Genomic DNA, 13,763 nt, shown 5'->3' on the forward strand with positions numbered 1-13,763 from the left:
TAATATCTTTAAGAATTGAGAAAGATGTAATTTTTAATGTTAAATTGGAATAACTATATATAGTTAGAAATAGCAAGGGGAGATTTCATTGACAGTTTTAGTTGATGAAAAAATATTTAAATATATAAGTAGGGAAGAATATAGGCGAGAACTTAAACTCTTAAAAACTGGAGATAGTAAAGTTATATATTATGATGGTCATATTAAGATTCGTGTAATTAAGCTAGAAAGAAAGGTATATACCTTAATTTCAGAATATGGTAATGAACCTATAGATGAAATAGTAAGAAATATGATAATAGTACAAGCATAGTAGGAAATGCTTGTACTTTTTTAAAAGTAAATAATTGTTATTTAGTAATTAAGTAATGGAGTTGATTAAGATGAAAAGAGTAGCTACTTTTAGTAGGGTTAGTACCTTAGATCAACATAGTAGCATAGAAAATCAAGAAAAGGTCTTTCAGCAGTGGTTTGAAAATAATAAAGGTTTTTATCATTATAAGTCTTATATTGATGAGGGGATTAGTGGAGCTAAAGGGTATAAAAGAATTCAATGGAATAGAATGATTAAGGATGGAGGAGAAGGACGTTTCGATGTACTTCTTTGTAAATCATTTAGTAGATTTGGAAGGAATCAAAGAGAAACTTTAGATGCTATAAATAAACTTAGAGTAAAGAATATTAGAATAATTTTTTTAGAAGATAATCTTGATTCTGCACGAGATTTTGCTAATTTTGGACTTATGGCATGGCTAGCTGAAAAGGAAGCCAATGCAACTTCTGAAAGAATAAAAGTAATTTGGCATAGCTTTAATATTGAAGGTAAGGTTCACACTCCTGTGGCTCCTTATGGGTATTACTATAATAAGGATAAAAAAAATTACTTTGTTAATAAAGAGGAAGCAAAGGTTATAAAATATATTTTTTCATTGTATTTAGAGGGATATGGATACAATGGTATTTGCAACAAACTCATAGAAAAAGGTATAAAAACAAAAAGGGGAGGAACTTGGCAGGGAAATACTATAGGTAAAATTCTTAAAAATGAATTTTATTTAGGAACATTGGTGCAAGGGAAAACAAGAACTATAGATGCTACTGTAAAAGAGAATATAAAAATAGATTCAAGTGAGTGGTACCGTCATAAGAATAATCATGAAGCAATTATAGAAGAAGATATTTTTTATGAGGTTAATAAAAAAATTAAAGAGAGAGGAATAAGAGCAAAAAAAAGCCAACAACATAATAAAACTAGTACTAGAAATTCCAATAAAGCTTTATTTAGTAATTTACTAGTTTGTGGGCACTGTGGATCTAAAATGTATATAAAAAGAAGAAAAAAAGAAAATTATAAGAATTGTTACAATTGTTTAGCTTATGAAAGGCAGGGAACTAAGTGTGGTCATAAAAGTAATAGATATATAGAAGATCATATTAAGATGTTAATAAAATTTGAGTTAGAGGATTTAAGTGAAAATAACTTGAGGAGATTACAAAATATAAAGAGTAAGAAAGTAAATAAAGTTCAGATCTATGAAAAAGAGTTAAAGAAAATAAATAAGGCTATAGATAAGGAGCTTCTTTTAGCAAATAATTTACTTAGTAATTATTCTAAAAATTTAGTAGAAGAAGAGCTTTATAAGCTTCAAAATAGTGCTTTGAATAATAGAATTAAAGAACTTTTAAAAGAAAAGGAAAGTTTAAAGCTAAATATAGATAATGAATATAAGAAGGAAGATAAAGAAAATATTTTTAATGCTATAGAAAAAATTTTAAATTTACCTATGGAACAATGGACCAATGCTATGTTAAAAGAAATAATTTCAGAAATTACATTAAGGATTGATGGAACTATAAAGTTAAAGGTAAAGTATTTTGACTAATTAAAAAAGGAAAGCTAAAGGCTTTATTTCAAATTTCTGAACCTTTTAAGGTAGTTAAGGAACTTCAATATTAACAGGGGCTATTGATATATCTAAGATGGATATGTATCCAGAAGATGATCCTAGAATTTTCTCATTAAATGGAGCATTTAACGTCGGTAATAGAGGCCTTGTTGAATTTATTGAAGTATTTAAAAATGATGTTGAGTATCTTCATACTATAATTACAGCAACTCAAGAAAAATCTATTCCATCACCTGGTAAAGGTTCAATGATTTATTTTGATGGACTTATTATTGCTCACTCAAATGAAGCTGAATGGAATAAGTTTAAATCAGATCATACCAATGAAGCTATTTTAGATAGAATAGTTAAAATTGAAGTACCTTACTGTTTAGAGATGAGTGAAGAAAAGAAAATTTATGAAAAAATCCTTAAGAAATCAAACTTCAAAGCTCATATAGCACCACATACTATGGAAATTGCAGCACTTTTTGCAGTTCTTTCAAGACTTACACCATCTGTAAAAGTTGACCCTATAACTAAGCTTAGACTTTATGATGGAGAAGATGTAGTTGAAAAAGGAACTACTAAGAAAATTGATGTTACAGAATTAAGAGAAGAAGCTGGTCCTATGGAAGGAATGAAGGGAATTTCAACTAGATTTATTATTAAGGCCATAGACAATGCTCTTTCAAATTCAGAGCATAATTGTATTAATCCATTAAGCATAATGGAAAGTATAATTAAGTCAGTTAAGGATATGGATATATCTCAAGAAGATAAGAAGAGATATTTAGGCTTTATTCAAGATACTATTAGAAAAGAATACAATAAAGAGCTAGAGGGTGAAATTACAAAAGCATTTATTCATTCTTTTAGAGAACAAGCTGAAAGTTTATTTAATAATTATTTAGATAATGCAGAGGCTTATATTAATAAAAATAAAATTAAGGATGATTCAACAGGAGAAGAATTAAATCCAGATGAAGAATTTATGAGAAGTATTGAAGAGCAAATTGGAATTTCTGAAGCTTCAGCTAAAGGATTTAGAGCTGATGTAACTTCTTATATGTTCTATGTTGTTAGAAATGGTGGAAAAATAGATTATAAATCTTATGAGCCATTAAAAGAAGCTATAGAGAAAAAACTTACAGCTTCAGTGAAAGATTTATCTAGAATAATAACAAAATCAAGAGTTAGAGATAAAGAACAGGATGCAAAATATAATGCTATGGTTGCCCAAATGGAGAAGAATGGATACTGTCCTCATTGCTGTGACGTTATATTGAAATACGCTGCAAATAATTTATGGAAGGATTAATAATATGGCAGTTTTCAGAGATCAATTAGATAATCAAGTTGAGCATGAAAGAGCTATAGAGGATAGAAGAAGACATAGGCAATTGGTAGAAAAATCTATAAAAGAAAACTTAGGTGACATTCTTTCAGAGGAAAGTATTATAGGTGAAACTAAAAATAAAAAGTTTAAAATTCCTATAAGGGGAATTAAAGAATACCAATTTGTTTTTGGGCAAAATAATAAAGGGGTAGCTACTGGTAGTGGAAATGAAAAAAAAGGTGATAAATTAGGAAGTAGCGGAAAAGATGGACAAGGTCAACAAGGTAATAAAGGAGCTGGAAATCAAGAAGGAACAGATATTTATGAGACTGAAGTAACTTTAGAAGAACTTCTTGATTATATTGTTGAAGACTTACATTTACCTAATTTAGATAGGAAAAAATATTCAGAAATAATAGTTGATAGTGCAGGTCGAAAAAGAGGGTATCAACGTTATGGAATAAGACCAAGATTAGCAAAGAAAAAAACTGTGATGGCTAAGCTATCAAGAAAACAAGGGAAAAAGAGAGCTTTAAGAGAACTTGGAAATGAAGAAAATAAGAATATTGAAGAAATAAAGAATATTGAAGAAAAGCTAGAATGCATAGAAAATAATGAAAGATTTCCTTTTAGAGAGGACGATTTAAGGTATTATAAGGTTAAGACAAAACCAAGAAAAGAAAGCAATGCAGTTATGCTTTTTATAATGGATGTTTCTGGGTCCATGGATAATACTAAAAAATATCTAGCAAGGTCATTTTTCTTTGTTCTTTCTAGATTCTTAAGAAAAAAATATAATAATATAGCTTTTGAATTTATATCTCATACAACTGTAGCTAAAGTAGTTAACGAATATGAATTTTTCCATAAGGGTGAATCAGGTGGAACTTATATATCATCTGGATTAAATGTTGCTTTAGATTTAATAAAAGAGAAATATAGTCCTGATGTATGGAATATCTACACCTTTTATGGTTCTGATGGAGATAACTGGAGTGAAGATAATGAAAAAGCAATGAAGGCTGTTAATGAAGTTTGTGAAAAGTCTAATTTATTTGGATATGCAGAACTTTTGCCTTCCACATATTCAACAACTATGTATTATAGATTCAATAAGGAAATAAAAGCTAAAAACTTTGTTTCAGTTATAGTGAAAGAGAAAAAAGATTTATGGAATGCTCTTAAGGTTATGCTTTCTAAAGAGTTAGAAGATAGTAACTAGGGGGTGATGGCTTAATGGATTATATAATAAATGATTTAGAAGGTTGGAATGATAGAATAGAAAAAATAGTTAAGGAAGTAGGCCTTGATTGTTATCCACAGGAATTTGAAATTGTAGGTTATAAAGATATGCTTGCCTATGAAGCCTATGTGGGGATGCCATCAAAATATCCCCATTGGAGTTATGGAAAAGCCTATGAGAAAAACAAGACTTTATATCAGTTGAATATGACTGGACTTCCTTATGAAATGGTAATTAACTCAGATCCAAGTTTAGCTTATTTAATGAGAGAAAACACATTATTACTACAGATATTAACTATTGCCCATGTTTATGGTCATAATGATTTCTTTAAAAATAATAGGTTATTTAAAGAAGGAACTAGAGCTAATCAGACTATAAGTATGTTTAAGTTAGATGCAGATATAATAAGAGGCTATGTAAATGACCCCGGCATAGGTTATGAAAAGGTTGAAAGAATAATTGATGCAGCTCATGCTATTAGATATCAAGTGCCAAGAGTGTTTGGAGTTAAAAAGTTAAGTAATGAAGAACTTAAAGAACAAATGCTTTCTGAATATAATAAAAAAATAGAAAGTAGAAGTATTTTAGATGAATACAAAGATATTGAAGCACCTAATATTAATAAAATACCTTTAGAACCTGATGATGATTTAATTAAGTTTATAATAGATTATGGTGACTTAGAAGAATGGGAAAAAAATGTTTTAAGCATAGTAAGAAGAGAAAGTATTTATTTTATTCCTCAAATAGAGACAAAAATAATGAATGAGGGATGGGCAAGTTACTGGCATTATACAATTATGAATTTATTAGATTTGCCAGATAGTTTGCACTTAGAATTTATAAAAAGGCATAATGATGTAATAGCTCCTATTCCTTATGGCATAAATCCTTATTATATAGGATTTAAAATATTCCAAGATATAGAGAAGAGATATGGTAGAGAAAAAATATTTGAGGTTAGAGCTTTAGAAAGAGATGAATCATTTATTAGAAAATATCTCACAAGAGAGCTTTGCGAGGAATTAAACTTATTTCAATATGCAAAAAAAGGGTTTGATATAGTGGTAGATGAAGTAGCTGATGGTGAGGGATGGAAAAAAATAAGAGATACTATAGCAGCTACCTGTGGAGTTGGTTCTATTCCATATATAAGAGTAAATGAATTAAATAAGAAGGATTATTCTTTAAATTTAGAGCATGTTTTTGATGGAAGAGAGTTAGACACAATTTATACTAAAAAAACTCTTAAGCATATATATGAACTATGGAGACGAAAAGTAACTCTTACTACAAAGAGTAAAGAAGGGACAGACATGGTGTTCATTTGTAATGAGAAATAGCAAGAAAGAGTAATAATTTAAAGGATTTTTAAATAAAATTAATTTACAAGGGGTTTAAGGTTATAATACACTTTAAACCCTATTTTTAAGTATAGAAATCCAAAATTGAGATAACTAGGTTTGCTAAAATGCAGTAACTCTCAATTATGAACAGAGAAGAGGTGTGTTTTGTGGGGACTAGAGAGCTTTTTAAGGATTATTTCTTAGAGATAACTAATATGGTTGACATTTTAGCTAAATATGTGAATGCATATAGACTTCTTATAGGAAGTGCAGGAGAGCTCAATAGTATTGCTCTAGCTAGGAAAAGTGATGTTAAAGATGCATTAAAGAGAGTTAATGAGTTAGGAAGATTAATTGATTGTTTAATAAAATCTTTAGATTGTGCTCAGTGTACTTACATAGACTACTTAAAGTTAAGAGCAAGTTTTATTGAAGCTCAAGCAACCAAGGATATAATACTCACTGAAATTGAGCAAGAGCTACTTTTTCAAAATGCTAATAGAATTATTAATAGTGATATTGATGTAACAAAGAATGTAACGAAAAATGTAACAGTTAATAAGAATGGTAAAGATGGTAAGGATGGTGGAGAGAAAAAATAAGGAATTTTTGAAAGAATAAAGAGACCGCCTTTAGACAGCCTCCTTACCATTTATCTTATTTTGTTATATTTTTTTTAGTTTAAAATTACTTACCATAAGGTAAGAAAAAATAATTAAAAATAATATAGGCAATATTGGGCTTATGAATTTTTCATAAGTTAATAATGCGTATATTGCTAAAATACAACCACAAACTGTAATAGGAACCCCTGTAAAAACCCCATCAAATTGAGCTGTATTATATCTAGCCAATCTAAATGCTCCACAAATTGGATACACTATAAGTAAAGAGTAACCAATAACTCCATATGGACCTATATTTTGAAGATTATAAATAGTAAACATCAAAACAGCAGGTGCAACCCCAAAAGAAACTAAATCAGCTAGAGAATCTAATTCTTTTCCAAGGTCACTAGAAACATTAAGATATCTTGCTATTCTACCATCATATCTGTCAACAAGTGCTGCTATAATTATTAAAGCAGCTGCTAAGAAAAACTTGTCATTATAGCTGGCCATTAAAGATAAAATTCCGCAGCCTAAGTTTATGAAGGTAAATATATTAGGGATACAACTTTTCTTCATATAAATATCACTCCTAATTGTATAACATAGCTTCACTAATTTTAGTTGTTGACTAGTGCTTGTAATATCCAAATTCCCCATAAGTTTGAGATAAACAAACACATGTCACTAGATAACTTCTACTAGAATTCAGCTAGAGTTAAAACTCTATTTGAATTAAGTTTTAGTTTATTTAGTATTTTTATAAAGAACAAAATATTCCTAAATCATGGGAAATAACTATTTAAATTATAACAGTAAGCTATAGGGGTGTAAAGTCGACAATAACAAAAATAAATGATATAATTTTAAATATTAAGTTACTGTAAAAATTTTGAGTTAAAGTTAAATAAATGTTTAAAGTTGGAGGAATAATGAATAAGAAGGTAAAATTTATTTATAACCCCTACTCGGGAGAACATTCCATAGTGAAAAAGTTAGATACAGTTATAACTATGCATCAAGAAAAAAACTTAACTATAGTACCCTATTCCATTGTTAAAGGTGAAGGAGTAGAAAAGGCCTTAGAAGATATTGATGAGAGTTATGAGTATATATTATTAGCTGGTGGAGATGGCACAATTGATTCTGTAGTTAATACAATAAAGGCTAAAAATATAAATTTACCTATAGGGATTCTTCCTGTAGGAACAGCAAATGATTTTGCAAAATTTTTAGGACTTCCAAGTGATATTGAAAGTTGTTTGAGTAAAATACTTGAATTAAAACCAAAAAATGTTGATTTGGGTAAGGTAAATGATAAATATTTTATTAATGTTTTGTCAACAGGGTTATTTACTGATATATCACAAAAAACAGAAGAACATTTAAAGAACAGTATAGGTAAATTAGCTTATTATATTAAAGGTATAGAAGAATTACACAAATTTAGAAAAATATCAGTTAAGGTAACTACATCAGAAAAGGTTTATGATGATCCTATATATTTAATGCTTGTTTTTAATGGAAGAACAGCGGGGAATTTTAACTTAGCAACTATGGCTGAAGTTGATGATGGATTATTAGATGTTGTAATATTTAAAGCTTTTAATATCCCTGGTATTGTACCAATATTTATAAATATACTACGTGGAGAACATTTAGAGGATCCTAGAATAGAATTTTTCAAAACAGATAGGCTTTTAATTGAAACTAATGAAGATATAGTTTCTGATATAGATGGAGAAAAAGGTCCAGATTTTCCTCTAGAGGTTAAATGTATTAAATCAGCAATACAAGTTTTAGGAATAAAATAGAGACATAATTAATAATTATAATTAACAGTAATTATATATGGAGTGATTTAGAATGATTAATTCGATATTTTACTACATTTTATTGTTTATTATAATTATTTTTTATTGCATAAATTTAATAAATAATATTAAGAAGTCACCTAAAAGAGTAAAGTTGTTATTTAGCATTTTAATGATTTTAGCTATAATAAAGAACATAACTATAGTAATGGTAAGTCTTTTCAAAGATCCATCACATATAAATATTTTTAAAACTTTATGTTTTTCAGATTTATTTTATGTTCCAGCTCTATTAATAGTAGTTTTTTATATATTTTGGAGAAATAATGATTTTAACTTTAATTTTATAATGGTGGAAGTAGTAATAATGTTTATAGGATATATTTTATTAATGTTTAGCTTAAGCTTTAGGTTTATAGTGTTTTTAAATTATGGATATGCCATAGAAGCTACCCAACATATATTTAATCTAATTTTTATTTTTATGATGATATATTTATTAGTTCGAGTTTTGTTTTCTAAAAAGTGTATTAGAACAAATCATAGAGGCATAGGATCTATAGTAATTGTATTAATAGCTTATATAATAGAATATTCGATGGGGATGTGCAATTTTACATTCTATCCTTATACATTGATTGCAGAAATTTTATTGTTATTCATAGTCAATTTTAGTATAAATAGTTTTGTAGAGTGTTATTGATAATAAAAGTAAATTTTATATATTAAATTTTTAGATTATTTATGAATTTTTGATAAATTTTAAAATTTAATTTATTAAATATAAAATTTTAATAAAAATTATCATAAAATTAACTAATATTTAAAAGTTTTATCATAAAATATAAATATATAACCATATAACCAGTTTAATGATTGGGTTGTATCTAAGTTTATTTTGATACAATCCTTTTATTTTTTTAAATTAAGGAAATCCTATAAAGTAAAAGTTGTAATAGAAGGGAAGTGATTACTTATGAATAGATTAACATTTTTTCTTTATAGTTCTATTTTAAATAATAATATATATGATGAATTTGATGAAAATATAGGAGTATTAAAGGATATTTATGTTACTTCCGAAGGAAATTATTTAAAGATAATTGGATATAAAGTAAAAAAAGATGGGGTTATGTTAGACTTAGAATTTAAAAAAATAGATTTTTATCAAAAAGATAATGGTAAAATAAAAATAGAAACAGTTGGAAGTAGTGAAATATTACCAACTAATTATAGTTATTTACTTACTAAACATATACTAGATAAAAAAATAGTTGATATAGATGGGAAAAAAGTTGTAAATGTGGAGGATATAAGAATAGCAGAGGTTTCAGCAGAATATAGAGTTATAGCTGTGGAAACTGGGAAATATGTAAAGTTTAGAAAAAAAGGATTAGAAACTGTTGGGAAATTTTTATCAAATATATTTAAGGATGATTTTGAAGAAAGAGTTATAATGTGGGATAAAGTTGAATCTGTTGAAACAGCTAATGAAAGTTTACAGATATCAGTTCCTTATAAAAAATTACAAACTCTTCATCCAGCAGATTTAGCAGATATATTAGAGGAATTAGATGTCGCTAATAGAAATAAGGTTTTTAGGAGTTTAGATGAAGATTTAGCAGCAGAAACTTTAGAAGAAATAGATTCAAAGGTTCAAGAAAGTATAATAAAGAATTTATCTGAAGTTAGAACAGCAGAACTCTTTGAAAATATACCTAATGATGAAATTGCAGATATGTTAGATGAATTATCTGAGGATGAAAGAGATAGAATATTAACTAATTTAGAAAGTGATGATGCCGAAGAAGTAAGAGAACTTATGTCTTATAAAGAGGAGACAGCTGGAAGTATAATGAATAAGGATTTTGTAGCATTTAATTATTCAGCTATTACTATAGGAGAAGTTATAAATGTTCTTAAGGAAACTAAACCTGATGAAGAAGCTATTTATTCTATTTATATAACAGATGAAGATGAAAAAATAAAAGGTGTAGTTAAATTTTCAGATTTAATTTTACAAGATAACAATTGTAAGTTAGAAGATATAATGAATAAAAATCCAATTTATATAAATATAAATGATCATATGTCAGAGGCAGCAGAAGTTATAGCTAAGTATGATTTAATGTCCGTTCCTGTAGTTGATGATGAAGAAAAAATTAGAGGAATTGTCATTATATATGATATAATAGATGAAATTTTTATGCCAACACACAGAAAAAAAATTAAATAAATAAAATTTATAAAAAAGAGTTGCAATTTTTCTAGAAAAGCATATAATTAAATTAAAGTTACTAATCCTTATCGAGTTAGTAGGGATTGAGATTTTTGGTATTAATAATAGGATATATTATATAAATACAATGAAAAAGTAAAGTAACATAAAGGATGGTTACAGAGAGAAAGGAAGGCTGAGAACCTTTTACCTTTAATTTATGCGAAGTGCGCTTTGGAGTAGAAACCCAAAATTTAAGTAGGGTTATTCGGTATCAACCGTTATATTGATAGGGTATTTTTATGTGCCTAAATGAGTGGAACAGTTGTGTTCAAGTAGAGTGGAACCGCGATTTATATCGTCTCTAATTTTTTAAATTAGAGACGTTTTTTTTATACTAAAATTTAGATTTTAAACTTAGGAGGGAATATTATGTTATATAATAATGTATTAGATTTAATAGGAAATACACCATTAGTAAAGATGAATTCCATAGAAGGAAAAGATTTAGCAGAAGTATATGTAAAATTAGAAAAATTCAATCCAGGTGGGAGTGTTAAGGATAGAGCAGCTCTTGGGATGATCGAAAAAGCAGAGCAAGAAGGTAAATTAAAAGAAGGAAGTGTAATAATAGAGCCAACTAGTGGTAATACAGGAATAGGTATTGCTATGATTGGTAAATTAAAAGGATATAAAGTTATAATTGTAATGCCAGAAACTATGAGCAAGGAAAGAAGAGATGCAATAAAATCCTATGGAGCTGAGCTTATATTAACAGAAGGTTCTAAAGGAACAAAGGGAGCTATTGAAAAAGCAGAAGCTCTAGCTAATGAAAATGGTTATTTCATGCCACAACAATTTATGAATAAAGCAAATGCAGAAAAGCACTATAAAACAACAGCAGAAGAAATTTTTAAAGATTTAAAAGATGTTGATGTTTTAGTGGCAGGTGTTGGTACTGGTGGAACTATTACAGGAGTAGGTAGTAGATTAAAAGAGCTTAATCCAAATATAAAAGTAATTGCTGTAGAGCCAGAAAAATCTGCTGTTTTATCAGGAGAACAACCAGGAGCACATAAAATTCAAGGAATAGGAGCGGGATTTATTCCAGATTTATATAATAGTAATATAGTAGATTCAATTATGAAAATAAGTGATGAGGAAGCTTATGAAGGTGCAAGATATTATGCTAAAGAAGAAGGTGTACTTGTTGGAATATCATCTGGTGCAGCTATTTATGGAGCATTAAAAGTAGCAAAAGAATTAGGAAAAGGGAAAAAAATAGTTGCTATTGCACCAGATGGGGGAGAAAAATATTTTTCTGTAGGATTATATGAATAATAAAAACTGGGATGTGATAGTATGTTTAAACATTTAAGAGAAAATATAAATAGTGTACTAAAGAATGATCCGGCAGCAAAAAGTTCCTTAGAAGTATTATTACTATATCCAGGAATTCATGCATTGATTTTATATAGACCAGCACATTATTTATATACTAAAAAGAGATATTTTTTAGCTAGACTTATTTCTCAATTTGCAAGAGCATTAACAGGAATCGAAATACATCCCGGAGCTAAAATTGGTAAAGGGTTATTTATAGATCATGGAATGGGAGTAGTAATTGGGGAAACAGCTGAAATAGGAGATAATGTTACTATATATCATCAAGTAACTTTAGGTGGAACTGGAAAAGATAAAGGAAAAAGGCACCCAACTATAGGTAATAATGTTGTAATAGGAACAGGCGCAAAAGTATTAGGTCCTATTACAATAGGAGATAATGTTAAGATAGGTGCTAATTCAGTTGTATTAAAAGATATGGATGAAGGAGCTACAGCTGTAGGAATACCAGCAGTAGATAAAAATAAATCGAAGCAAAAAGTAATTGAAATCGAAAATTATAAAGGTAAAAATATTTATAATAATATGATAATTTAATAAACGTAGACTTAATTCAGGTGGAGTTTTGACTCCAGCTGAATGCATAGTCAAACTTATCTAGAAACGTGAGGCTGTTTGTCTCCTACTTATAGAAGATAGGAGTATTACAGCCTCTAGCTATCAGATAAAATTTTAGGTGAGAACCCTAAATAAAAGGGAGGATGTATCAAATTACAGATATATCCTCTCTAATTTTTAGTTAACTATATAGGTTCACAAAAATATAGAACTTTAAAAGATATTTGATATAATAAGATTTAATATGAAATAGAGCTTTGATTCTAGCTGAATTTTGATGGTTCTTATCTTTAGATAAATTAAAAAGTAAGAGGTTTTTATGTTGAAAAATGAGTTAATTGAATTTTGTAAAACTCTAGGATTAGACGTTGTGGGGTTTACTAAATGTAGAGTTTTTGAAGAACTTAGAGATTTTTATGAATTTAGAAAAAACAATAATCTTGAAAATGAGTTTGAAGAAAGTGATATTGAGAAGAGAATTAATCCGATGCATTATATGGAGGAAGGGAAGACTATAATATCTATAGCATTTCCTTATTTTCATGGAAATGATTTTTTAGGAAATGGATTTTCACTTTACACTATGGGAAGTGATTATCATCACGTTGTTGGTGCTTATTTAAAAAAAATATGTGATTTTATTGAAGAGCAAGGTGGCAAGGCACTTCATTTTGTAGATAGTAATACTTTACCAGAAAGATATATTGCTTATTTAAGTGGAATTGGATTTATTGGGAAAAATAATATGCTTATAACTAAGAAGTATGGCTCTTATGTTTTTTTAGGTGAGATAATAACAGATTTAGTTATGGAGCCTGATTTTTCTTATGAAGAAAGAAATTTTTCTCTTATTAATAATTTTAAGGAATGTAAAGAGTGTGAAATATGTTATGTAGAATGTCCAACTAAAGCTATAAATAGAAATAAGAAAAATTGTAATATATGTATGTCTTATATTACTCAAAAGAAAGATATTGAAGATAAATTTATAAAATTAATGAATGGAAGAATATTTGGATGTGATAGCTGTCAAACAAGTTGTCCATATAATGAAAATGTAGAATTTTCTTCAATAGAAGAATTTAAGGCAAAAGATTTTATGTCTTCTATAGATACTAATTCAATCATATCTTTAACTAATGGGAGTTTTAAGGAAACTTTTAAAACAACTTCATGTGGATGGCGTGGAAAGAATACTTTAATAAGGAATGCATTAATAAGACATAGCTTATTTGAGGGAAAAGATATCTCTAATATAAAATTTTCTTCTGAATACATAGAAAAATACAAGATTAGACTTTTATCAATGAATAAACTATAATAACTTATGGTATTAGTTATAAA

General features: G+C 27.7%; 12 protein-coding genes, 1 pseudogene and 1 other annotated feature. Of the genes and pseudogenes, 12 read left to right on the forward strand and 1 reads right to left on the reverse strand.

What is annotated here, in order from left to right:
- Positions 1 to 88: 88 nt before the first annotated feature.
- The 6 genes and pseudogenes from ARA19_RS07690 to ARA19_RS07715 all read left to right on the forward strand — a co-directional run bounded on the left by ARA19_RS07690 (position 89) and on the right by ARA19_RS07715 (position 6,419).
- Positions 89 to 313 carry a hypothetical protein gene (locus tag ARA19_RS07690; protein WP_055070397.1) on the forward strand — a complete coding sequence of 75 codons (225 nt, stop codon included), beginning with the start codon at positions 89 to 91 and terminating at the stop codon, positions 311 to 313.
- Positions 314 to 383: 70 nt separating this feature from the next.
- On the forward strand, positions 384 to 1,883 hold the full coding sequence (locus tag ARA19_RS07695; RefSeq protein WP_055070398.1) for a recombinase family protein: 1,500 nt from the start codon (positions 384 to 386) through the stop codon (positions 1,881 to 1,883).
- Positions 1,884 to 1,944: 61 nt separating this feature from the next.
- Positions 1,945 to 3,207, forward strand: a pseudogene (locus tag ARA19_RS07700) (serine protein kinase); the annotation flags it as partial.
- A 4-nt stretch (positions 3,208 to 3,211) separates the two neighbouring features.
- Positions 3,212 to 4,447, forward strand: coding sequence for a sporulation protein YhbH (yhbH, locus tag ARA19_RS07705; protein WP_055070399.1), 1,236 nt, complete (start codon positions 3,212 to 3,214; stop codon positions 4,445 to 4,447).
- A 14-nt stretch (positions 4,448 to 4,461) separates the two neighbouring features.
- Entirely contained in the window at positions 4,462 to 5,814 is a 1,353-nt protein-coding gene (locus ARA19_RS07710) for a SpoVR family protein (RefSeq protein ID WP_055070400.1), read from the forward strand.
- A 146-nt stretch (positions 5,815 to 5,960) separates the two neighbouring features.
- A complete protein-coding gene (locus tag ARA19_RS07715; protein ID WP_207643338.1) occupies positions 5,961 to 6,419 on the forward strand; it encodes a hypothetical protein in 459 nt (152 codons plus the stop codon).
- A 63-nt stretch (positions 6,420 to 6,482) separates the two neighbouring features.
- Here the strand turns inward: ARA19_RS07715 and pssA are convergent, their stop codons facing one another.
- Positions 6,483 to 7,004: a CDP-diacylglycerol--serine O-phosphatidyltransferase gene (gene pssA, locus ARA19_RS07720; RefSeq protein ID WP_055070401.1), complete on the reverse strand. Its 522-nt coding sequence runs from the start codon at positions 7,002 to 7,004 to the stop codon at positions 6,483 to 6,485.
- 353 nt (positions 7,005 to 7,357) lie between these two features.
- On the opposite strand from pssA, the gene ARA19_RS07725 reads away from it, so the two are divergent.
- The 6 genes from ARA19_RS07725 (at position 7,358) to queG (ending at position 13,740) form a co-directional block, all read left to right on the forward strand.
- Positions 7,358 to 8,239 carry a YegS/Rv2252/BmrU family lipid kinase gene (locus ARA19_RS07725; RefSeq protein ID WP_055070402.1) on the forward strand — a complete coding sequence of 294 codons (882 nt, stop codon included), beginning with the start codon at positions 7,358 to 7,360 and terminating at the stop codon, positions 8,237 to 8,239.
- Between the two features lie 172 nt (positions 8,240 to 8,411).
- Positions 8,412 to 8,942, forward strand: coding sequence for a hypothetical protein (locus ARA19_RS07730; protein ID WP_147574382.1), 531 nt, complete (start codon positions 8,412 to 8,414; stop codon positions 8,940 to 8,942).
- A gap of 273 nt (positions 8,943 to 9,215) precedes the next feature.
- Positions 9,216 to 10,475, forward strand: a complete 1,260-nt coding sequence (locus tag ARA19_RS07735; protein WP_055070404.1) for a magnesium transporter — start codon at positions 9,216 to 9,218, stop codon at positions 10,473 to 10,475.
- Positions 10,476 to 10,596: 121 nt separating this feature from the next.
- Positions 10,597 to 10,826 (forward strand) — a binding site (T-box leader).
- A 63-nt stretch (positions 10,827 to 10,889) separates the two neighbouring features.
- Positions 10,890 to 11,798, forward strand: coding sequence for a cysteine synthase A (gene cysK, locus ARA19_RS07740; protein ID WP_055070405.1), 909 nt, complete (start codon positions 10,890 to 10,892; stop codon positions 11,796 to 11,798).
- Positions 11,799 to 11,819: 21 nt separating this feature from the next.
- Positions 11,820 to 12,398 (forward strand): serine O-acetyltransferase EpsC, encoded by a 579-nt coding sequence (gene epsC, locus ARA19_RS07745; RefSeq protein WP_055070406.1) that lies wholly within the window; start codon positions 11,820 to 11,822, stop codon positions 12,396 to 12,398.
- Positions 12,399 to 12,738: 340 nt separating this feature from the next.
- On the forward strand, positions 12,739 to 13,740 hold the full coding sequence (queG, locus tag ARA19_RS07750; protein ID WP_055070407.1) for a tRNA epoxyqueuosine(34) reductase QueG: 1,002 nt from the start codon (positions 12,739 to 12,741) through the stop codon (positions 13,738 to 13,740).
- Positions 13,741 to 13,763 lie beyond the last annotated feature (23 nt).

This window comes from Clostridium massiliamazoniense (assembly GCF_001403635.1).
Classification (GTDB): domain Bacteria; phylum Bacillota; class Clostridia; order Clostridiales; family Clostridiaceae; genus Sarcina; species Sarcina massiliamazoniense.

Excerpts from the sequence above, each read along its gene's own strand:
- cysK (WP_055070405.1), top strand. The coding sequence starts at position 10,890 with ATGTTATATAATAATGTATTAGATTTAATAGGAAATACACCATTAGTA.
- yhbH (WP_055070399.1), top strand. The coding sequence starts at position 3,212 with ATGGCAGTTTTCAGAGATCAATTAGATAATCAAGTTGAGCATGAAAGA.
- pssA (WP_055070401.1), bottom strand. The coding sequence starts at position 7,004 with ATGAAGAAAAGTTGTATCCCTAATATATTTACCTTCATAAACTTAGGC.
- queG (WP_055070407.1), top strand. The coding sequence starts at position 12,739 with ATGTTGAAAAATGAGTTAATTGAATTTTGTAAAACTCTAGGATTAGAC.
- ARA19_RS07710 (WP_055070400.1), top strand. The coding sequence starts at position 4,462 with ATGGATTATATAATAAATGATTTAGAAGGTTGGAATGATAGAATAGAA.
- ARA19_RS07730 (WP_147574382.1), top strand. The coding sequence starts at position 8,412 with ATGATTTTAGCTATAATAAAGAACATAACTATAGTAATGGTAAGTCTT.
- ARA19_RS07735 (WP_055070404.1), top strand. The coding sequence starts at position 9,216 with ATGAATAGATTAACATTTTTTCTTTATAGTTCTATTTTAAATAATAAT.
- epsC (WP_055070406.1), top strand. The coding sequence starts at position 11,820 with ATGTTTAAACATTTAAGAGAAAATATAAATAGTGTACTAAAGAATGAT.
- ARA19_RS07725 (WP_055070402.1), top strand. The coding sequence starts at position 7,358 with ATGAATAAGAAGGTAAAATTTATTTATAACCCCTACTCGGGAGAACAT.
- ARA19_RS07695 (WP_055070398.1), top strand. The coding sequence starts at position 384 with ATGAAAAGAGTAGCTACTTTTAGTAGGGTTAGTACCTTAGATCAACAT.
- ARA19_RS07715 (WP_207643338.1), top strand. The coding sequence starts at position 5,961 with ATGAACAGAGAAGAGGTGTGTTTTGTGGGGACTAGAGAGCTTTTTAAG.